Origin of the sequence: Rubrivivax gelatinosus (genome assembly GCF_004340905.1) — a bacterium.
In the GTDB taxonomy this organism is placed as follows: Bacteria; Pseudomonadota; Gammaproteobacteria; order Burkholderiales; family Burkholderiaceae_C; genus Rubrivivax; species Rubrivivax gelatinosus.
In genome coordinates this window covers 185,824-206,491 of record NZ_SLXD01000012.1, presented here as the reverse complement: position 1 = coordinate 206,491, position 20,668 = coordinate 185,824, and the positions used below count along the sequence as shown (strand labels likewise).

General features: G+C 70.5%; 19 protein-coding genes and 1 rRNA gene. 4 read left to right on the top strand and 16 right to left on the bottom strand.

What is annotated here, in order from left to right; genetic code table 11:
- Window positions 1-174 precede the first annotated feature (174 nt).
- Window positions 175-287 (top strand): 5S ribosomal RNA (rrf, locus tag EV684_RS18650).
- Between the two features lie 130 nt (window positions 288-417).
- Here rrf and EV684_RS18645 read toward each other — a convergent pair.
- On the bottom strand, window positions 418-1,377 hold the full coding sequence (locus EV684_RS18645; protein ID WP_132648795.1) for an MBL fold metallo-hydrolase: 960 nt from the start codon (window positions 1,375-1,377) through the stop codon (window positions 418-420).
- 61 nt (window positions 1,378-1,438) lie between these two features.
- A complete protein-coding gene (locus EV684_RS18640; protein WP_207184505.1) occupies window positions 1,439-2,206 on the bottom strand; it encodes an FFLEELY motif protein in 768 nt (255 codons plus the stop codon).
- A 76-nt stretch (window positions 2,207-2,282) separates the two neighbouring features.
- On the opposite strand from EV684_RS18640, the gene EV684_RS18635 reads away from it, so the two are divergent.
- The gene (locus EV684_RS18635; protein WP_132648794.1) at window positions 2,283-3,182 is read left to right on the top strand and encodes an esterase/lipase family protein; all 900 of its coding nucleotides are present in this window, start codon (window positions 2,283-2,285) and stop codon (window positions 3,180-3,182) included.
- Here EV684_RS18635 and phhA read toward each other — a convergent pair.
- Window positions 3,179-4,081 (bottom strand): phenylalanine 4-monooxygenase, encoded by a 903-nt coding sequence (gene phhA, locus EV684_RS18630; RefSeq protein WP_132648793.1) that lies wholly within the window; start codon window positions 4,079-4,081, stop codon window positions 3,179-3,181. The genes EV684_RS18635 and phhA overlap by 4 nt on opposite strands.
- A 122-nt stretch (window positions 4,082-4,203) precedes the next feature.
- On the opposite strand from phhA, the gene EV684_RS18625 reads away from it, so the two are divergent.
- Window positions 4,204-4,686, top strand: a complete 483-nt coding sequence (locus EV684_RS18625) for an Lrp/AsnC family transcriptional regulator (RefSeq protein WP_132648792.1) — start codon at window positions 4,204-4,206, stop codon at window positions 4,684-4,686.
- Window positions 4,687-4,689: 3 nt separating this feature from the next.
- Here the strand turns inward: EV684_RS18625 and EV684_RS18620 are convergent, their stop codons facing one another.
- The 7 genes from EV684_RS18620 to fusA form a co-directional block, all read right to left on the bottom strand.
- Entirely contained in the window at window positions 4,690-5,550 is an 861-nt protein-coding gene (locus EV684_RS18620) for an HDOD domain-containing protein (RefSeq protein ID WP_132648791.1), read from the bottom strand.
- A 61-nt stretch (window positions 5,551-5,611) separates the two neighbouring features.
- Window positions 5,612-5,854 (bottom strand): hypothetical protein, encoded by a 243-nt coding sequence (locus EV684_RS18615; RefSeq protein WP_132648790.1) that lies wholly within the window; start codon window positions 5,852-5,854, stop codon window positions 5,612-5,614.
- Window positions 5,855-5,902: 48 nt separating this feature from the next.
- The gene (locus EV684_RS24075) at window positions 5,903-6,058 is read right to left on the bottom strand and encodes a hypothetical protein (protein WP_165908530.1); all 156 of its coding nucleotides are present in this window, start codon (window positions 6,056-6,058) and stop codon (window positions 5,903-5,905) included.
- Between the two features lie 386 nt (window positions 6,059-6,444).
- On the bottom strand, window positions 6,445-7,053 hold the full coding sequence (locus EV684_RS18610; protein ID WP_207184506.1) for a hypothetical protein: 609 nt from the start codon (window positions 7,051-7,053) through the stop codon (window positions 6,445-6,447).
- A 61-nt stretch (window positions 7,054-7,114) separates the two neighbouring features.
- Window positions 7,115-7,774, bottom strand: coding sequence for an energy transducer TonB (locus tag EV684_RS18605; RefSeq protein WP_132648789.1), 660 nt, complete (start codon window positions 7,772-7,774; stop codon window positions 7,115-7,117).
- 89 nt (window positions 7,775-7,863) lie between these two features.
- Window positions 7,864-8,832, bottom strand: a complete 969-nt coding sequence (locus tag EV684_RS18600) for a TerC family protein (RefSeq protein ID WP_132648788.1) — start codon at window positions 8,830-8,832, stop codon at window positions 7,864-7,866.
- 303 nt (window positions 8,833-9,135) lie between these two features.
- Window positions 9,136-11,196: an elongation factor G gene (gene fusA / locus EV684_RS18595; protein ID WP_132648787.1), complete on the bottom strand. Its 2,061-nt coding sequence runs from the start codon at window positions 11,194-11,196 to the stop codon at window positions 9,136-9,138.
- Window positions 11,197-11,387: 191 nt separating this feature from the next.
- Here fusA and EV684_RS18590 point away from each other — a divergent pair, with 191 nt between their 5' ends.
- Window positions 11,388-12,587, top strand: a complete 1,200-nt coding sequence (locus tag EV684_RS18590; RefSeq protein ID WP_132648786.1) for an MFS transporter — start codon at window positions 11,388-11,390, stop codon at window positions 12,585-12,587.
- Here EV684_RS18590 and EV684_RS18585 read toward each other — a convergent pair.
- From EV684_RS18585 to EV684_RS18560, 6 genes are all read right to left on the bottom strand, one after another.
- Window positions 12,562-13,770 (bottom strand): ABC transporter permease, encoded by a 1,209-nt coding sequence (locus EV684_RS18585; protein WP_132648785.1) that lies wholly within the window; start codon window positions 13,768-13,770, stop codon window positions 12,562-12,564. The two genes, EV684_RS18590 and EV684_RS18585, sit on opposite strands and share 26 nt — an antisense overlap.
- A complete protein-coding gene (locus EV684_RS18580) occupies window positions 13,761-14,468 on the bottom strand; it encodes an ABC transporter ATP-binding protein (RefSeq protein WP_132648784.1) in 708 nt (235 codons plus the stop codon). The genes EV684_RS18585 and EV684_RS18580 overlap by 10 nt, the downstream gene beginning before the upstream one ends.
- A gap of 67 nt (window positions 14,469-14,535) precedes the next feature.
- Window positions 14,536-15,843 (bottom strand): efflux RND transporter periplasmic adaptor subunit, encoded by a 1,308-nt coding sequence (locus tag EV684_RS18575; protein ID WP_132648783.1) that lies wholly within the window; start codon window positions 15,841-15,843, stop codon window positions 14,536-14,538.
- Window positions 15,840-17,237 carry an efflux transporter outer membrane subunit gene (locus EV684_RS18570; RefSeq protein ID WP_132648782.1) on the bottom strand — a complete coding sequence of 466 codons (1,398 nt, stop codon included), beginning with the start codon at window positions 17,235-17,237 and terminating at the stop codon, window positions 15,840-15,842. Before EV684_RS18570 ends, EV684_RS18575 begins: the two co-directional genes overlap by 4 nt.
- Window positions 17,238-17,293: 56 nt before the next feature.
- Window positions 17,294-18,784, bottom strand: a complete 1,491-nt coding sequence (locus tag EV684_RS18565) for an AMP nucleosidase (RefSeq protein ID WP_132648781.1) — start codon at window positions 18,782-18,784, stop codon at window positions 17,294-17,296.
- A 67-nt stretch (window positions 18,785-18,851) separates the two neighbouring features.
- Window positions 18,852-20,651: a GGDEF domain-containing protein gene (locus EV684_RS18560; RefSeq protein WP_132648780.1), complete on the bottom strand. Its 1,800-nt coding sequence runs from the start codon at window positions 20,649-20,651 to the stop codon at window positions 18,852-18,854.
- Window positions 20,652-20,668 lie beyond the last annotated feature (17 nt).

The window sequence follows — 20,668 nt, the reverse complement described above, 5'->3', positions numbered from 1 at the left end:
GGAAGCGCAGTAATGCGTTGAGCTAACCGGTACTAATTGCTCGTGAGGCTTGACCCTATAACTTTGACGATTGAGTCAAACGGGTTATGCCAAAAGCGCGATCGAACAGCTGATTTTCAATACTCTATGAATTGGCCTAGCTGCCCCCAAGAAGCAGCGAGGCGACAAGTCAAGCCTGATGACCATAGCGAGGTGGTCCCACTCCTTCCCATCCCGAACAGGATAGTGAAACGCCTTTGCGCCGATGATAGTGCGGGTTCCCGTGTGAAAGTAGGACATCGTCAGGCTATTTATTCGAAGGCCCGGTTCTCAATGAACCGGGCCTTTTTGTTTTTCCGACGACGAATTCAAACCGCGGCCAAAGGCCGAGCCGTCGACAACGCCCCGCGAGACCGCACCGCGAGTCGCTGCGGCGGATCAGCGTAGCCTGCCGCTCAGCATCACCCACTCGTCTTCACGGTGCAGTTGTCCACCGGCCGCCAGGGAGTCGATGACGCGTAACGCATTGCTCGTTGCAGCATCGGATGCCAGCCCGCGCCGTGCAAGGATGCGCTGGAATACCGGGGTTGCCGACAGCCATTCGACCAGGTCTTGCTGGCGCCGCTGCCCGTGTTCAAGCATGTTGAACATCAACAAAGCACGCTCCGCATAGTCGAGGTGACGTTCCGGATGGCGGAGAAAATGGTGCAGTCTTTCTCGACTGCTCTTCACCGCCCCCGCGACGTCCGTGAACACTCGCCCGTGCCCGGGTATCACGATCTTCGGCGCAAGCTGTTCGACGAGATCCAGCGCCGCCAAGGCCTCCCCGAATGCAGCTTCCTCCCCCTCCAGGGCCGGGAAGATGATGGCCAGCCGCTGTTCCCAGAGGGCGTCGCCGCTGAGCATCACGCCGCTGTCGGCCTGGAAAAGCAGCAGAGCATCTGGATCGTGCCCCGGGGCCGACCACGCCTGCCAAGGGTAGTCGGCGAGCACGATCGATTTGCCCGCGGCCAACGCCGAGTCGACGCGAAATCTAGGGCAACGCTGTCCCGTGTCCACGTAGCTCAAGCGGCTCTCATCCCATCGTCGTGCCGGATCCAGCGAGGCCTCCGGAACCAGGGTCTCGCAGTTCCACTGCGCCTGCGTCTTCGAGTTGCCTCCGACGTGGTCCGAGTGCAGGTGGGTATTGATCACCCGCTCCAACCCGACCGGGCCCAGTGCAGACGCCAGCAGCGCCAGTGTCTGCTCGGCGTGCGAAACGTACCCAGTGTCCACGACGGTCGCGGGAGCGCGTCTGGACGGTGCGAACAGGATGTTGTTCGACGACAGCCAACCCCGCTCGAAGACCTTCAAGCCGAGCTGCTTGAACGCACCCGCTGCGAATGACGCCGAATCCATCAGGCGGATTCTCCGGCCGCAGACCGTCCCCGCTGTCGGTAGGGACGAGCCGCCTTGACGGTCAGGGGAGGCCCGCCAATTCGTCCCGTGCGCGCGGGGAAGTGAGATCGACCGAGAACAAGAGCGCGGCGAGGTCGCGTTCGCGGCTGGAAATGGTGGCCAAGAAGGCGTCGGCCCCCTTCATCGCACGAAAGGTGTCGAAGCCTGACTCCAGAAAGCTCTGCAGCGCTGAAAGGCCTGCCGCGCGTGCCGGCGTTCGCATCAGGCGAAGGCTGTGGCGCAGGATCGGATTTCGCGTGTAACGATCGAGTGCGCTGCCGACCAAGAGCATCAGTTCGATCTGCCTTGCGCGTACGGTAGGTTGCCCCACTGCCTGCCAGGCGGCGACGTAAGCCCTGGCGTCCACGCGCGGCGACGAGATCCGGGCTGCCATCGACGTGTCCATGGTTTCCGACAGCGCGTGCAGTTCGGAAAGTGCACGCACCGTCACGACCAGCTCGTGCGGAAAGATCCGGACCAGCCCGGGGACCACCCTGGCGAACTGGGCGTCACGATCGGTGAAATCCTGCGGGCCGTACAACTCGTCGAGAAAGAAGCGCGAAGACTCGGCGTATCGGGGCTGTTCGAGCAGGTCCGCGTAGCTGGCCGCAAAACGACGGTGCTGATAGTCCTTGACCGCGCGGGTCCGGGCCTCGAGACCGGGGTCGGCGTCGCGGCGCCGGCGTTCGGCAGCAACCTTCTGCAGGTTATCGAGGATGGCCAGACCTTCGGGCGACACGGCGAGTACTTTCTGCTGGCGCAACGGCGCACCGCCGAGATGATGCAACATCGGCAGCCATGCGCGTACCTGAAAGGCTCAAGCACCCCCGGACCAGGCCGGGCGCGGACCGGCGCACGACCGTGTAATGCGGCTGGCACATCTGCAAAAGGCGACGACCTGCTCATTGGCAGGGCTGGCGTGCGCGTGGGCGGTCCCCGCACTGAAAGATGGGCGCATCGGGGCAGCGCTGGGTGGTGCCTTGCTCATCTTGCTGCTCTACGCCCTGGTGCTGGGCGCCGAGTTCCTGCTGCTGCGCCTTGTCCACGGTGACGACCCCACGCCGCGAGCCAACGCGGGCCAGTTGCTCGCCGCCTGGTGGGGCGAAGTTCTCGCTGCACCGCGGGTCTTTTGCTGGCAGCAGCCGTTCAGGAGTCGGCTCTGGCCCGACCACCTGCCCCTGCAGGCCGGGGGGCGGCGGGGCGTGCTGCTGATTCATGGCTTCGTTTGCAACCGCGGCGTGTGGAATCCCTGGCTGGCCCGCCTGCAGGCCGACGGCGTACCCTTCGTGGCCCTTGACCTCGAACCGGTCTTCTGCTCCATCGACGAATATGTGCTCCCGATCGAAAGAGCGGTCCTCCGCCTCGAGCAGGCCACCGGACGGGCACCCGTGGTCGTCGCCCACAGCATGGGTGGGCTGGCACTTCGCAGATGGTGGGCCGAATGCGGGGACGCGACCCGTGTGCACCATGCCATCACGCTTGGCAGCCCCCATCACGGCACCTGGCTGGCGCGTTTCGCGTTCTCGCACAACGGACGCCAGATGCAGCTTCATGCCGGCTGGCTGCGTAGCCTCGTCGAGCGCGAACGCACCCGAACGAGGCCGGCGATGACCTGCTTCTACAGCCACTGCGACAACATCGTCTTCCCGCCGTCGACTGCCATGCTGGATGGCGCCGACAACCGGCATCTGGACGGCGTTGCCCATGTCCACATGGTCACCCGTCCGGAGCCGTGGAACGAACTGATGCTTCGCCTGCGTGACTAGGTCGCTGACGTGGCCCGGTCGCCAGGTGCTTCGGCGCCGGCCGCGATCTCCCCGTTGCGGGAGATCGTCTCGCGAACCGCGGCGTACAAGGCGCTGAAGTCTGGTGCGCAGGCCTCGAACAGTTCTTCGAACGAGCCGATGACGAAATAGGTCGGCTGATAGCTGTCGATGCGGTAGCGGCTTCGCATCATGCGAGCCGGGTCGAACGCGAGCCGCCTGGGCCCGCTGGCGCTGACCGCGTGCTCGAGCTCGCCCCCGGAACTCAGCAAGCCCGCACCGTAAGCGCGCGGGCCGGATGGCGTCGCGATCAGCCCGAACTCGACCGTGTACCAGTACAGCCGCGCGAGCAGTTCGCACGCACCCAGACGCGCGGCTTTCAAACCGCCTTCACCGTAGGCTTGCATGAAATCGGCGAACACCGGCTCGAAGAGCAGCGGCACATGGCCGAACAGATCGTGGAACAGGTCGGGCTCGACGATGTAGTCGAACTCGTCGGGACGACGGATCCAGTCGGTCACGGGAAATCGCCGAGCCGCCAGCAGGCGGAAGAAGGCCTCTTCGGGGATCAGGCCGGGCACGGCAACCAGCCGCCAACCGGTTGCGCTTTCCAGGTCCTCCGAGATCGTGTCGAAACGTGGAATCCGGTCGGGAGTCCCCAGCCGTCGGACAGCCTGCAGGAAGGCGTCGCAGGCCCGTCCGGGCAGCAGGCGTGACTGGCGCGCATGCAGGCGCCTGTACAAGGCGTGATCGGCCTCGCTGTACGCAGCCCAGTCCTGTGTGCAGCAGAAGTCCGCGCGAGCGCGCGAGTAGTCGCCTCTGGGCGGCCGATCGCCTTCACCGTAGGTCCTGGGCGCCAGGACGGTGCCCGCACCCGCCGGCGTGAAATCACCTCGTGTCATCGTCCCCTCCGGAATTGGCGTGTCTTCGCACGCTTCACTCTAGCGACGCGGCCACGAAGGATGGGCGCGTCGTGGTGGCTTGATGGCTGTCAAGACGCACGAAAACTGCAAGAATGTCCCCGATGGATCCCTCCGACCCGCTCGACGCCGTGGACCGCCGCATCCTTCAGGTGCTGCAGGCGCAGGGCCGCATCACGTACGACGAGTTGGCCGCCCGCGTGTCGCTGTCGCCAAGTGCGGCGCTGCGGCGCGTCAAGCGTCTGGAAGATGGTGGCGTGATCTCGGGCTACGTCGCGCTTCTGGCGCCGGAGCGTGTCGGCCTCGGCCTCACGGCCTACCTGACGCTGCGCCTGGAGAAGCACAGCGACCCGCAGGCCCGCAGCCCGCTGGACCTGTTCGCGGCAGCCGTGCAGGCCTGGCCCGAGGTGATCGAGTGCGTGGCGCTCAGCGGTGACATCGACTATCTGCTGCGTGTCGTCGTGCAGGACATGGAGCATTACTCGCGCTTCGTCATGGACACGCTGCTCAAGCATCCCGCCGTGCGCGACTGCAAGACGAGCTTCGTCTTGCAGCGGCTGAAGTCAACGACCGCGCTGCCCTTGTAGCGCTCAGGCGTCGATGTCGCGCAGCAGGGCCCAGGTGTGCTCGATGCGCATGTTCAGCAGCGAGGCGATGTCGACGACATCATCGGGGATCGCGGGGTTGTCCCAGTCGGCCGAGCTGTGGCGGGCGATACGGATGGCCAGCAGCACGTTGCGCACCTGAACCGACTCCGACTGCCGTTCATTGGTGATCTTCACCAGCAACGGCGGCAGCCGCCACTGCGTAAGCAGCGCCTGCTGCAGGTCCGTCAAGCGGATGTTGAGCACCTGCTCCTGGGCGACCACGCTGCGCAGCGCCGGGTCCTCTGCCTGCAGGCGTGCGATCTCGAGTGCGAGCTTTGGCGCGTGCAGCCAGACCAGCATCTCGGCGAAGTCGTGCAGCAGCGCGGCCTCGCGGATCACGGCGACATCGTGATCCATGCGATGCACGGCAAACGCGGTGGCGAAGTTGGCGGCCCGGTGGGCACGAACCAGCACACGGCGAAAGCCATCCAACGCTTCCGGCTGGTCGCCCAGCCAGTCTTCGACGACGGCTGAATCGGCGAACAGGCGGAAGAACGGCGCGATGCCGAGCATCACCAGCGCCGCGGTGACCGTCTCAACGTCGCCGCGCGTGTCGACGCGCCGCGAGCGCGGGGAGCGTGCGACGTGCGACAGCAGCTTCAGCGTCAGCAGAGGGTCGGCGGCAACCGTCTCGGTCAGCAGATGGGCGTCGACCTCGTCTTCGTTCTCACGCAGGCCCTGCAGCGTGGCCGCCGTCTCGGCCAGGATCGGCATCGACGCGGTGTCGAAGCGGCGCGCCCAGCCTTCGACGTCGCGCGCGGGCGTCGCGAAGATCGTGGGGCGGGCAGCTTCGGGCGGGCTCATGAGAACACTCTACGCGGCTTATCGGCCGTTTGCGGTGTCCACTTGAGCCTCGCACGAACGATCACAGCCGGGTCACGCCGGGAATGTGCCCGACGAGCTGGCCGTCGAGGTACAGCGCACCTTCCGGCGCGCCGGCTTCGGCATGGAACTCGAGCACCGGTTCACCGGGCGGCAGGCGCCGTTCTGCGTGCAGCCATTGAGCCACGCGGCTCAGCAGCCGGCTCGTCGCCACCAGCAGGCGTGCGGCAAGGCGGCGGGCCGTGCTGCGGGTGGTGGGCACCAGGATGTGGGCAGTGGTTCTCATCGTCGTCTCCTGCGGGAGGGCCCAAGTGGGGGCTGTCCCGCGTGCTGTTCAGGGGCCGTGGGTCACGGTGTCGAGTTCGCGGCGCAGCGCTTCGCGGGCGCGCTGACGCAGTGCGCCGGCGCCTGGGCGATGCGGCCCTGCACGGCGGCGGCTGGCCGCGACGGCGAACGGGTTGCGGGGCTTGCGGCTGGCAGTGGTCTTCATCGAAGGTCTCCTCGAAAGCGGGCCGCCCAAAACAAAACGGCCCGGGAGTCCCCGGGCCGTCGGTACGCCATCGAAGGCGTCAGGCGAGCGGCGTCGACCGGGGACGGATGGCGAGAGCGTCCATGAGGGCCGTGGCTGCCGCGTCAAGGCGGCGGGAGGGAAACGGCACTCGTGCAGGCTTCATCGGATCCGGTGTGGGGTTGAAGGGCGCTGCAACGTCGACTTGATGCAGCGGGCTTGCGCGCATGATAAAGACAACGTTATCAGGAGGGCAAGCTGTTCGTGCCGAACAAACATGGGAGACGCGCGAAAGCGCATCGCCGCGCGCCCGGCGGCCGTGCCCCGATGGAGAAGGTTCGCAGTCGCGCCGACGGCGCGGGCCGGTTTTACTTGCGCGGCTTCAGCGGCGCGACGCCGGTCTGGCTGCGGCGCCAGAGCTCGGTCGGGTCTTCGGCCGGGAGCGGCGCCCGAGCGGGCCGCGCCGGGCCGAGCGCAGCGGCCGGCACCGTGGCCGTCGGCCGGCCGGAGGGTGGCTCGGCCGGAGGCGTCAGCACCTCGCCCAGCAGGTCCAGCAGACGGGTGCGCGCGCGTTGCGGGTGGCGGCGGTAGTAGGTGAGTACGAGCCCGACGATGAAGCGCTCGTCGTCGTCACGCGGCAGGTTGTCGGGCAGTGGCGCGGTGCTCGAGGACACGGTGGTGCCCGAGGCGTCCCCGCCACGCTCGGCGTTGCCGTCGTGCACGATGTCCATCCAGCCGCGCGGCTTGTGGCAAAGCTGCTCGAACTGGCGCGCGAGGCGTTCGCCGATCTGGCGCGAGCGGCTCTTGATCTGGCTCCAGTAGCTGGGCTGGATCTGCACGCGTTCGGCAAAGCGCCGTTCCAGGCCGCGCAGCGTGGCCGCGTCGGCGTGGCGAGCGGTCTGGCGCACGAACTCCTCGAACAGGCGGAGCGCGTTGTCCAGGCGCACCTGCGCGAGATCGGGAGCGGCCGTTTGCATCACCGCCGATGATAAATCGGCCTTGAGCGCGGCCCCGGCGCGACGCCGTCAGCGGCGGCGCTCAGCTCTGCAGCTCGTAGACGATCGGAGCGTCGGACTCGCACTCCACCGGCTGGCCGTTGTCGGTGCAGGGAAGAAAACGAGCCTGGCGCATCGCGCCCAGCGCCTGCTCGTCCAGGCGTGGGAAGCCCGAGGAGCGTCGCAGCGTCACGCTGCGGGGGTGGCCGCGCACGTCGACGACGACACGCAGCACCACCGTGCCCGACTCGCGCAGGCGCCGCGACGCCAGCGGCACGGCGACCGGCGGCTCGACCAGGTAGCGCAGCGCGCTGGGCGGGACCTGCCGGATGGCGGGTGTCACCGGGGCCGGCGCCGGCGCCGCGGCGGGCGCGGGCGGCACCGGATTGGCCGGCGCGGCGGCGACGCGGATCGTCTCGGCCGGGGCGTCACGCTGGACCGCCACCTCCGGCACCGGCACGGTGGCCAGCGGCGGCGGGGCGATCTTCGGGCGGGGGATCAGGGGCTCGGGCTGCGGCTCACGCTGGATCGCCGGTGCCACGATCTGCACGACCAGCGGCGCGGCGCTCGCCATGGCACGTTCGAGAACGCCGAACTCCAGCGCCAGCCAGAACAGCACGAGGTGCGCGCCGACGACTACGAGGCTGAACGCCGGACGACTGCGGCGCGGAGGCAGCTGCGGGGCCAGAGCCATCGTATTCATGGGGGTACTTTACCATGAATACGAATGATTCTTATCTGTTGCCCGGGGCTGAGAGCCAACGCCGCGGCGGCATTCGCCGACGGTTCCCTTCAGGAACTGCCTTGGCCCTTGCCCAGCTTCGGCGCGGTCTTCAGGCTCCAGACCATGGTCACCGCCAGGATCGCCGCGACGACAGCCAGCGACACCAGCACCGGGATCTTGAAGACGTCGATCAGAAGCATCTTCGTGCCGATGAAGGTCAGGATCACCGCCAGCCCGTAGCCGAGCAGGTGGAACTTCTCGGCCGCCGCGGCGAGCAGGAAGTACATCGCACGCAGGCCCAGGATCGCGAAGACGTTGGACGTCAGCACGATGAACGGGTCGGTCGTGATGGCGAAGATGGCCGGGATCGAGTCGACCGCGAAGATGACGTCGGTGATGCCCACCAGCGCGACGACCAGCAGCAGCGGCGTCGCGATGCGCTTGCCGTTCTCGACGGTGAAGAACTTCTCGCCGTCCAGCGAGCGACTGACCGGCAGCACGCGGCGCAGCAGCTTGAGCGCCGGATTGGACTCCATGTCCGGCGCCTCGCCGGCGTGACGCCACATCTTGATGCCGGTGATCACGAGGAAGGCGCCGAAGACGTACAGCAGCCAGTGGAACTCGGCCACCAGCCAGGCGCCGATGAGGATCATCACCGTGCGCAGCACGATGGCGCCGACGATGCCGATCATCAGCACTCGCTTCTGGAATGCCGGCGGCACCGCGAAGTAGCTGAAGATCATCAGGAAGACGAAGATGTTGTCGACCGCCAGGCTCTTCTCGATCAGGTAGCCCGTCAGGAACTCCAGCGCGCGGGTGTTCGCGACCTCGGGGCCGTGCGTGCCCTGCAACGCCCACCAGAACAGCGCGTTGAACGCCAGGCTCAGCGCGACCCAGACGACCGACCAGCGCAGCGCCTCGCGCACCCCGACGGCGTGCGCGCCCTGATGGCGCATGACGACGAAGTCAACGACCAGCGCGACGACGACCGAGACGAAGAAGACGACCCACAACCACAGCGGCGCAATGCTCTCCACGAGACCTCCAGGAATGGCAACGAACGGACGATTCGTGCCGAAAGGTCTTGCGCGGGAGATCCCGTGCGGGCCCGGGAGCAGGGCGGCGGCGAGCCGGTGCTCCGTGATGACGGGGGGCCGCGGCGCCTTGAAGGCGCGGCTACTCCCCTTTCGACGGGGCGGATTCTAGGAACAGCCGCCCAAACCCCGTGGCCGGCGGGGTGAAGCGGGCGGGGCGCCTGCCGGCGGCTCGGCCCTTGCGCGTGAAGTCGCGCTCGGGCCTGAGCCTGGCACGCAAGGCCTTCCGGCCTCGCGCGTCCCGGCTCAGTCCTCGTCCTTGACCTGGTGCTGGCTCTGCAGCTGCTGCTGCACCGTTGGCGGCACCGGGTCGTAGTGCGACAGCTCGATCGTGTAGCGGCCCTGGCCGGCGGTCATCGCGTTCAGGCGCGACTGGTAGCCCGAGAGCTCGGACATCGGCACCTGGCCGCGGATCACCACCGTGCCCGAGGCGGCATTGGCGGTGCCGGTCACCAGGCCGCGCTTGGCCGACAGGTCGCCGGTGATGTCGCCCATCGCCGAGTCGGGCGCGACGATCTCGATCGTCACGATCGGCTCGAGCACGATCGGCCGCGCCTCGCGGATCGCCGCCATGAAGGCCTTGCGGCCGGCCGTGGCGAAGGCGATCTCCTTGCTGTCGACGCTGTGGCTCTTGCCGTCGTAGACGATGACACGCACGTCGACCACCGGGTAGCCGGCGATCGCGCCGCCGGCCAGCACCTCGCGCACGCCCTTCTCGACGGCGGGGATGAACTGGTTCGGGATCACGCCGCCCTTGACCTGGTCGACGAACTCGAAACCCGCGCCGCGCGGCAGCGGCTCGACCTTCAGGAACACCTCGCCGAACTGGCCGGCGCCGCCGGTCTGCTTCTTGTGGCGGTGGTGGCCTTCGGCGTTGGCGGTGACCGTCTCGCGGTAGGCGATGCGCGGCGGCCGCGTCGTGACCTCGAACTTGTAGACCTCGCGCAGGCGCTCCAGCAGCGTGCGCAGGTGCAGCTCGCCCAGGCCGTAGATCACGGTCTCGTTGGTCGACGCGATGTGCTCGACCTTCAGGCAGGGGTCCTCGTCGATCAGCTTGCCCAGGATCTCCCACATGCGCTGTTCGTCGCCGTGGCGCTTGGGGCCGATCGCCAGGCCGTGCACCGGCACCGGGAAGTCCAGCGGCTTCAGGTGGATATGGTCGTCCTCGGCGGCGTCGTGCAGCACGGCGTCGAAGTGCAGCTCGTCGACCTTGGGCACGGCGACGATGTCGCCGGGCAGCGCACGCGTCACCTCGATGTGCTCCTTGCCCTGCAGCAGGTACAGGTGGGTCACCTTGAAGGGCTTGCGGCCGTCGCCGACGTAGAGCATCTGGTTCTGCTGCACCGTGCCCTGGTGCACGCGGAAGATGCCCATCTTGCCGACGTACGGGTCGACCGTGACCTTGAAGACGTGCGCCAGCACGTGTTTGGCCGGGTCGGGCTCGGCCTGCATCGGCAGCGCGGCCGCGCCTTCGCCGTTGAGGAACTCGGGCGGGTTGCTCTCGGTCGGGTTGGGCAGCAGCTTGACGATGACGTCCAGCAGTTCGGCCACGCCGGCGCCGGTGCGTGCCGAGACGAAGCACACCGGGATCAGATGGCCTTCGCGCAGCGCCTGCTCCAGCGGCTTGTGTAGTTCGGACGGGTCGACGTCGCCGTCGTTGAGGTAGCGGTCGACGAAGTCCGAGTCGACCTCGACGACCTGTTCGACGAGCGCGCGGTGCGCCGCGTCGACCGAGCCGAAGTCGCTGTCGCCCTCGCGGTTGTAGAAGCAGTCGACGACCTTGCTGCCGCCCGCGGCGGGCAGGTTCAGCGGCAGGCACTCCTTGCCGAAGGTGGCCTGGATCTGCGCCAGCAGGCCGGCGAGGTCGACGCCGGCGGCGTCGATCTTGTTGACGACGATGAGCCGGTCGAGGTGGCGCGATGCGGCGTAGTCCATCATGCGCTGCGCCATCGGCTCGATGCCGGTGCCGGCGTTGATGACGATCGCGGCGGTCTCCACCGCTTCCAGCGCCGGCAGGCTCTGGCCGAGGAAGTCCGGGCCCCCCGGGGTGTCGATGAAGTGGATGCGGGTGTCGGCGTGCGTCAGGTGCATCACGCTGGCGTTCAGCGAGTGCTGCATGCGCTTCTCGAGCGGATCGTGGTCGCTGACGGTGCTGCCGCGTTCGATGCTGCCGGCGGCGCCGATCGCGCCGGTGCGGTGCAGCAGGGCTTCGGCCAGGGTGGTCTTGCCTGCGGCCGAGGGGCCGACGAAAGCCAGCGTGCGGATCGACTCGATGCCTGCGCTTGCGCCAGACAGGGGGCTGGGCATGCTCTTCTCCTTCGCGTTCGGCCGCTTGGCGGCCTGAGTTTTGTCAACGGATAGGCCGAGGTCAGGTTAAGGGATCCCCCCAGGCGACACAAGCCGGTCACGATTGGGCCGCTTGACGGGGCGCAAGCCGTCAACCCCGGGTTCGCCCGCGCTGTGGCCGTGCTGTCGCAGGCACTAGCCTCCCCGCGACGATGAAGCACGAGCCCTCCCGCGCCGCTGCGCGCGCGCCCCGCCGCGTGCTGCCGGTCATCGTGCTGGCGCAGCTGGCCGGCACCTCGACCTGGTTCGCCGCCAACGCGGTGATGCCTGAGCTCCAGGCCGCGTTCGGCTGGCCGGCGACGGCCGTCGGCACGCTGACCTCCGCGGTGCAGCTGGGCTTCATCGCCGGGGCGCTGCTGTTCGCGCTGCTGGCGGTGGCCGACCGTTTCCCGGCGCGGCTCGTGTTCCTGGTCTGCGCGCTGGCGGGCGCCGGCTGTGCCGCGATGGCACGGCACCACGCGGCCAACTTCGACGCGCTGCTCGTCTGGCGCACGCTGGGCGGCTTCTGCCTGGCCGGCATCTACCCGGTGGGCATGAAGCTCGCGGCGCTATGGTTCCCGCGTGGCCTCGGGCCGGCGCTGGGGCTCCTGATCGGCGCGTTGATCCTCGGCAGCGCCAGCCCGCACGCGCTTCGCGCCTTGTCGGCCGGCTGGCCCTGGAGCGTGGTCTTCGACGGCGTCGCGCTGGCGTCGGCGGCCGCCGGCCTGCTCGTCGTGCTGCTGGTGCCCGAGCCGCCGCATCCACGCGCTTCAGGCTCAGGCCTGCCGCTGCGTGCGCTGTGGGCCGCGGCCACCGACCGGCGCGTGCGGGCGTCGATCCTCGGCTACTTCGGCCACATGTGGGAGCTCTACACGATGTGGGTGCTGGTGCCGGCGGTGCTGGCGACGCGGCTGGCCGGGGCCTCGCTGTCCTGGGCGGCCTTCGTCGTGCTCGGCGCCGGCGCCGTGGGCTGCGCCGGCGGCGGCTGGCTGGTCTCGCGCTGGGGCAGCGCGCGGGTCGCCGGCGCCCAGCTCGCCACCAGCGGCCTGTGCTGCCTGCTCGCGCCCTGGCTGATGCATGCGCCGGCGCCGCTGTTCGGTGCCTGGCTGGTGCTCTGGGGCATCACGGTGGCCGGCGACTCGCCGCAGTTCTCGGCGCTGACGGCGACGAACGCGCCGCCGGCGCTGGTCGGCAGCGTGCTGACGCTGGCCAACAGCATCGGCTTCGCGATCTCGATCGCCAGCATCCAGCTCTTCGTCGCCGCCGCGGCGCGCTGGCCGCTGGAATCGGTGCTGCCGGCGCTGGCGATCGGCCCGGTGCTCGGGCTGATCGCGCTGCGCCCGCTGCTCACTCGTGGCGCAGGGCCTCGATAGGGTCCAGCCGCGCGGCGCGCCGCGCCGGCACGAAGCCGAAGACGACGCCGATCGCCGCCGAGAAACCGAAGGCCAGCAGGTTGATGCCGGGCTGGAACTCGTAAGGCACCGACAGCAGCGCCGAGATGCCGATCGACGCGCCGCTCGCCAGCACCAGGCCCACCAGCCCGCCCAGCGCCGCCAGCACCACGGCCTCGATCAGGAACTGCGCCAGAACCTCGCGTTCCATCGCGCCGATCGCCAGCCGCAGGCCGATCTCGCGCGTGCGCTCGGTGACGCTGACCAGCATGATGTTCATGATGCCGATGCCGCCGACGAGCAGGCTCACCGCGGCCACCGCGCCGAGCAGCGAAGTCAGCAGCCGGGTCGTGCCCGACAGCGTGTCAGCCACCTGCTGGGTGTCGAGCACGTTGAAGTTGTCGTCGTCGTTGGGGCCGAGCTTGCGGCGCTCGCGCAGCAGCTCGGTGATGCCGGCCTTCACGCGTTCGGCGTCGCTGCCGTCGCGGCGCGACACCAGCAGCGTCTGCACCCGCGTGCTGCCGGTCAGCCGGCGCTGCGCGGTGTAGGCCGGCACGATGATGATGTCGTCCTGGTCCATGCCCATCGCGCCCTGGCCCTTGGAGGCCAGAAGCCCGATGACGCTGCAGCTGAACTGCTTGACGCGGATGCTGCTGCCGAGCACGTCGGCGTTGGCGCCGAAGAGTTCGCGCCGCACCGTCTGGCCGATGATGCAGACCGCCGCGCCGGCATCCAGCTCCGCCTGCTCGAACATGCGCCCGGCGGCGATCTTCCAGTTGCCGGCCGGGAAGTAGTCGTTGGTGCTGCCGGTGACGGTGGTCGTCCAGTTGCGGTTGTCGGCGACGACGGTGACGCTGGCGCGCACCTCGGGCGCGACCGCGGCCACGCCGCCGATCTGGGTCGCGATCGCAGTCGCGTCGGCGAGCTTGAACGAGGGCCCGCCGGAGAAGCCGCCCGGCCCCAGGCGCTGGCCCGGGCGCACCATCAGCAGGTTGCTGCCCAGGCTCTGGATCTGGCTTTGCACCGCCTTGGTCGCGCCGTTGCCGACCGTGACCATGGTGACGACGGCGGCCACGCCGATGACGATGCCCAGCGTCGTCAGCACCGAGCGCATCAGGTTGCGCCGGATCGCGCGCAGCGCCAGCAGCAGCGTGTTCAGCAGCATCGTTCGGCCTCCGCGACACGTTCGTCGCCGGCGATCAGGCCGTCGCGGAAACGCACGATGCGCTGGGCGTAGGCCGCCATCTCCGGCTCGTGCGTGACCATCACGACGGTGATGCCGTGCTCGCGGTTGAGCGCGACCAGCAGCGACATCACCTCGCGGCCGCGTTCGCTGTCCAGGTTGCCGGTGGGCTCGTCGGCGAGCAGCAGCGTCGGCTCGGTGACGATGGCGCGCGCGATCGCCACACGCTGCTGCTGGCCGCCCGACAGCTCGGCCGGCGTGTGGTGTTCCCAGCCCGCCAGGCCCACCTGTTCGAGCGCGCGCCGCGCCGCGGCGTGGCGCTGCTTGGCGCCTTCGCCGCGGTACAGCAGCGGCAGCTCGACGTTCTCCTGCGCGCTGGTGCGCGCCAGCAGGTGAAAGCCCTGGAAGACGAAGCCGATGTGGCGGCGGCGCAGCAGCGCGCGCTGGTCGCGGCTCAGGCCGGTGACCTCGACACCGCGGAAGCGGTAGCTGCCGCTGCTCGGCGTGTCCAGGCAGCCGATCAGGTTCATCACCGTCGACTTGCCCGAGCCGCTGGGGCCCATCACCGCGGTGAACTCGCCGGCCGGGATCTGCAGGTCGATGCCGCGCAAGGCACGGAACGCGGCGCTGCCTTCGCCGTAGGTCTTGGTGATGCCGGAAAGCTCCAGCAGGGTCGTCATCGGAGCACCCTCCGGCCTGCGGCCGATCCCGCCAAGCGGGAATGAGCCCCGGACAAGTCCTGAGGGCTCATGGCGCCGCGCTCGCCTGATCGGTGATCACCGCCAGACCCTCGGCGACGCCGGGGCCCGAGACCTCGGTCTGGCGGCCGTCGGACAGGCCCTTCTGCACTTCCAGCGCCACCGGCTGGCCGTCCTGCAGCACCCAGATCGTGCCCTTGCCGCTGTCGGCGCTCTTGCCGGGGCCGCCGAGCGAGCGGCGGTAGCCGCTCATGCCCGGCGGGCGCGGCATCAGCTTGGACATGATGCCGTCGTTGCCGCCGCCGGCCTGCGCGCCGGTCAGGTTGGGCTTGAAGCGCAGCGCGCTGTTGGGCACCAGCAGCACGTTCTCGCGCTCGGTCGCGGCGATCGTCGCCGTCGCCGTCATGCCCGGGCGCAGCGACAGGTCGCCGTTGTCGACCTCCAGGTCGGTGGTGTAGGTGACGACGTTGTCGGTCTTGGTCGAGCCGAAGGCCACGCGCGTGATGCGCGCCGGGTACTGGCGCCCAGGCTGCGCGGCGACGGTGAAGCGGGCCTTCTGGCCGTTGCTTACCTGGCCGACGTCGGCTTCGTCGACGTCGACCGAGAGCTTCATCTTCGTCAGATCCTCGGCCAGCGTGAACAGCGTCACCGCCTGCAGCGAGGCGGCCACCGCGTTGCCGGGCTCGACGCTGCGCGCCAGCACCGTGCCGTCGATCGGCGAGCGGATCGAGGCCTTGGCGAGGTTGGTCTCGTTGGTCGACAACGTGGTCTGCACCTGGGCGACGCTGGCCTGCGCGGCGGCGAGGTCGGCCTCGGCGCGCAGCGCGGTCGCCCGCGCGGTGTCCAGCTCGGCGGCCGACGGCACCTTGCCGCCCGACAGGCGCGACACCTCCTCGTAGCGCGCGAGGTTGGCGCGGGCCTCGGCCAGCGTCGCCTCGGCCTGGTGGCGCTGGGCGATGGCGGCCTGCAGGTTGGCGCGCGAGCCGTTCACCGAGTCACGCAGCTTGGCGGTGTCCAGCTCGACCAGCACCTGGCCTTTCCTGACCCGGTCGTTGACGTCGACGAGCACGCGCGCGACGGTGCCCGACAGCTCGCTGCCGACGGCCACCGAACGTGTCGGCTGCAGCGTGCCGGTGGCGGTGACGGTGATCGACAAGGTGCCGCGCGCCAGCGGCGTCGTGACGAAACGCGGCGCGGCGTTGCTTGCCGCACGCTTTTGCGCAACGACCACGCCGACGGCCAACAGCACCACGGCGCCGGCGACCAGCCAGACGGTCGTGCGGCGCCACCACGGGCGGTGGGCCTCGGCACCCAGCAGGGCCTGGACGTCGTTCGGATCGGTCTTCTGTTCGGTCATGGTCTCGTCGCCTCGGCGGACCAGCCGCCGCCCAGGCCCTTGTACAGGCGCACTCCGGCGAGTGCGAGGTCGGTGCGTGCGCTGGCCAGCGTGCTGCGCGCCGACAGCAGGCTGCGTTCGGCGTCGAGCAGCGTGCCGAAGTCGATCAGCCCGCTGCGGTAGCGCGCGCGCGCCAGCTCGGCGGCGTTGGCGGCGGCCTCGGCGGCACGTTCCAGCGCGGCGACACGTTCGCCGCCGCGGTCGAGTGCGACCAGACTGTCCTCGACGTCGCCCAGCGCGTTCAGCACGGCCGCGTGGTAGCTGGCCTGCGCCGCCTCCAGCGCCGCCTGCTGGGCGGCGATCTGCGCGCGTGTCGCGCCGCCGTCGAGCACCGGCCAGGAGACGCCGGCCAGCAGGCTGGCGGCGACCGCACCCGGGCCGCCCAGGCCCGACCAGGTGGCGGCACGCAGCGCGACGCTGCCGCTGAGCGAGAAGTTCGGCAGGCGCTGGGCGCGGCGAGCGTCCAGCGCCGCCAGCTCGGCGCTGACGGTCCACTCGGCGGCGCGCAGGTCGGGGCGGCGGCGCAGCAGCTCGGCGGGCACCCCGGCCGGCACCGCCGGCACACGCGGCGCGGCGGCCGGTGCGTCGGCCAGGCGCGCGCCCAGCGTCGCCGGCGGCCGGCCGAGCAGGATCGCGAGCGTGTTCTCGGTCTGCTGCAGCGTGGTCTGCAGCGCCGGCAGCTGGGCGCGTGTCTGCTCCAGGCTGGCGCGCGCCTGTTCGGCGTCGACCGAGTTCGCCAGGCCGGCCTGCAGCCGCCACTGCACCAGCTGCAGGGTCTGCGCCTGGCTGTCGGCCGACTCGCGCGCGATGGCCAGCAGCTCGCGTGTGCCCTGCCACTGCAGGTAGGCGGTCGCGGTCTCGGCGGCGACGGCCAGACGCGTGGCCTGCAGCGTCGCGCCGGCGGCGGCGAGGTCGGCCTCGGCCGCGGCGGTGTTGCTGGCGTTGACGCCGAAGAAGTCGGGCTCCCAGCTCGCGTCCAGGCCTGCCGAGAGCTGGCGCGAATAGTTCTCGCCCGAGCGCACGCGGCCGCCGCTGGCCGAGCTGCCCACCTGCAACCAGCGCCCGGCGTCGGCCAGGTCGCGTTGCGCCTTGGCGCGGGCGACGGCGGCACGCGAGGACACGAGGTCCAGGTTGGCGGCCAGCGCGTCGTCCACCAGCGACAGCAGCAGCGGGTCGTCGAAGCCGGCCCACCAGGTGTCGGTGGCCGCGGCGGCCGGGGCGCCGCCGCTCCAGGCCGCGGGCAGAGTGGATTCCAGGCGGGCGCGGTCGGCGGGCGCGGGCGGCGCCACGGCGCAGCCCGCGAGCACCGCCGCCGCGGCCGCGATGGCCAGGCGGTCACGAATTCGAGTGGTCACGAGACGTCGGTCATGCACGGTCACCCGGAGTGTCGGGCGGTCGTGTAAAGGATTGCTTACTGAAATGCCACTTCGGCAAAGCTGCGCAGCTTGCGGCTGTGCAGGCGGCCGGGCTTCTCCTCGCGCAGCAGCTCGACCGCGCGCATGCCGATGCGCAGATGCTGGTCGACACGCTCGCGGTAGAAGGTGTTGGCCATGCCGGGCAGCTTGATCTCGCCGTGCAGCGGCTTGTCGCTGACGCACAGCAAGGTGCCGTAGGGCACGCGGAAGCGGAAGCCGTTGGCGGCGATCGTCGCGCTCTCCATGTCGAGTGCCACGGCGCGGCTCTGGCTGAAGCGGCGCTCGGGCGTCGTCGCGGCGTTGCGCCCGGGCAGCAGCTCCCAGTTGCGGTTGTCGGTGCTGGCCACGGTGCCGGTGCGCATCACGCGCTTCAACTCGTAGCCCGAGAGCCGGGTGACCTCGGCGACCGCCTGCTCCAGCGCCAGCTGCACCTCGGCCAGCGGCGGGATCGGCACCCACAGCGGCAGCTCCTCGTCGAGCACGTGGTCCTCGCGCACGTAGCCGTGGGCGAGCACGTAGTCGCCCAGCTGCTGCGTGTTGCGCAGCCCGGCGCAGTGGCCGAGCATCAGCCAGGCGTGCGGGCGCAGCACCGCGACGTGGTCGGTGATGGTCTTTGCGTTCGACGGGCCGACGCCGATGTTGATCATCGTGATGCCGGCGTTGCCGGGGCCGACGAGGTGGTAGGCCGGCATCTGTGGCAGCCGCGGCGGCGCGACACCGGCGGCGTCGCCCGGCTCGGCCGCCAGGCCGGCGCGGCGCGTGAGCACGTTGCCCGGTTCGACGAAGGCCCGGTAGGGCGATGCCGGGTCGGCCATCGCCTCGCGCCCCAGGCGCACGAACTCGTCGATGTAGAACTGGTAGTTCGTGAACAGCACGAAGTTCTGGAAGTGCCCCGGCGTCGTGCCGGTGTAGTGGCGCAGGCGCTGCAGCGAGTAGTCCACGCGCGGCGCGGTGAACAGCGCCAGCGGCTGTGGCTCGCCGCGGGCCGGCTCGTAGGTGCCGTTGGCGATGCCGTCGTCCATCGCGCCGAGGTCGGGCAGGTCGAACAGGTCGCGCAGCAGCAGCCGGCGCGCCGGCTCCAGCGTGCCTTCGAGGTGGTCGCCCTCGCCGACGGCAAAGTGCAGCGGGATCGGCTGGGTGCTGGTGCCGACTTCCAGGTCGACGCCGTGGTTCTCCTGGAGCAGCGTGAGCTGCTCGAGGTAGTAGCGCTCGAACAGGTCGGGCCGCGTCAGCGTCGTCTCGTAGACGCCGGGGCCGGCGACGAAGCCGTAGGACAGGCGCGAGTCGGCACGCGCCACGGTGCTGGTGCGCACGCGCACGAAGGGGTAGCAGGCGCGCACGTGGCCGGTCAGCGGGGCGCCGCCGACGTAGGCGCGCAGCTGCTCGCGCAGGTAGGCGGTGCCGGAGTCGTAGATCTCGCGCACCCGGGCGAGGGCCGCGGCCGGGTCGTCGAAGCGGGCGGGGGCGATGAACGGGGCGTTCGGCATGGATCCCTGCAAGCCGGCGGTCGGGATGCCGCCGCCGGGCGAGTATCGCCTGCGGCCGTGACCGGTGTCAGGCGGCGGCCGGCAGCTCGGGCGCACCGCCGGCGGCGAGCACGCGGTTGCGGCCCTGGCGCTTGGCGGCCAGCAGCTCGTCGTCGGCGGCCTTCAGCAGTGCCGCCTCGTGGCCGGGACAGCGCAGCGAGTCGGCGACGCCGGCCGAGAACGACAGGGACTGCAAGGGCGCGCCGCCGAGGTCGAAACACTCGGCGCGCCAGCGCCGCAGCAGCGCCTGCAGCTTGCGCCGCGCGGCGGCGGCGTCGGTGCGCGGCATCAGCAGGCAGAACTCCTCGCCGCCGTAGCGGCAGGCGACGTCGCTGCGCCGGCAGCCGCTGGCCAGCAGCCGGCCGAAGGCGGCGAGCAAACGGTCACCGCAAGGGTGGCCGTGGCGGTCGTTGACCGACTTGAAGTGGTCCAGGTCGATGATCGCCACCGCCAGCGGCTGGCCTTCGCGCTGCGCCAGCGCCAGCATCTGCGGCAGGGTCTCGTTGAGGTGGCGGCGGTTGAACAGCCCCGTCAGCTCGTCGCGTGTCGCCTGCTGGCGCAGCTGCTCCTGCAGCGCCTGGACTTCGGCGACGCGGCGCGAGAGCTGCAGGTTCAGCGCCTCCAGCTCGCGCCGCCGCGCGTCGTGTTCGTCGATCTGCTGCTGCAGCCGCAGCAGCTCGGTCTGCAGCGCCGCGGCCTGGTAGCGGGCGCGCGAGGCCAGCGCCGAACGCTGCAGGTGAACGTGCTGCCATTCGCGCATCGTCGCCAGCGCGCCGGCGGCGTCGCCCAGGGCTTCCTGCAGGTCGGCGCGGGTCAGCAGGTACAGCCCGCGCACGCGCAGGCTCAGGCCCTGGGCCGGCGGCTCTGCCGCCAGCGCACGCACCGCGTCCAGCGCGTCCAGCGCCGCCTGCGGCCGGCCCCGGGCGCGCGCCAGCAGCGCCTGCGCCACGGCCAGTTCGACGTGCTCGTCGGGGATGTCGGCGTGGTAGGCCGCCTCTGCATGCGCCACCAGCTCGGCGCCGAGCGTGGTCTCGCCGGCGCGCAGCGCGGCGATGGCCAGCGTCTCGTAGTGCGTGGCCAGGCGGCCGCGGCCCGAGGCGTCGGCGGGCAGGGCGCTGATGCGCTGGATGTCGGCGACGGCCTCGTGCGTGCGGTCGAGCTCGGTCAGGCCGATGACACGGTTGATCCACAGCACGCTGCACAGGCGAGGGTTGTGCAGCCGCAGGCAGCGCTGGATGCCGGTGTCGACGTGGCGCAGCGCCTCGTGGCAGTCGCCGATCTGCAGCAGCTCGTGCGCGAGGTTGCAGTGCAGCACCGCGTCCAGGCCGTGGCCGCTGGCGCTGCCGGCGTCGCGCAGCGCCTCGTACATGTAGGCGAAGGCGAGGTCGCTGCGGCCCTGGGCCGAGTAGCAGCCGGCAATGGCGTTGAGCAGCACGCCGCGCTGTTCGCCGCGCAGCACGCGCAGGCCCTCGCCGCGCAGCGACAGCGCCAGCCCCAGCGCGTCGTCGTAGCGCCCGGCGCGCCAGGCGGCGCGCGCCAGCCCGGTGCCGGCGAGGATGCGGCCGGCGGCGTCGCCGGCGGCGGTGAACGCGGCTTCAGCCGCCTCCAGCACGGGCCGGGCCTCGGCCGGCGTGGCGAAGAAGAGTTCGTGGAAGCCGCGCGTGAGCAGCGCCCAGCCGCGCGCCACCGGGTCGTCGCCGGCGCCGTCCAGCGCCTGGGCGGCGAGCTGGGCCGAACGCTGCGAGTCCTCGTGCAGCAGGGCCCAGGCGCGGCGCCCCAGCTGCCGGGCCTGGGCGCGTGCCTTCGGACGGACGGCTGCCGCGCTCATGCGCCGGATTATCGACA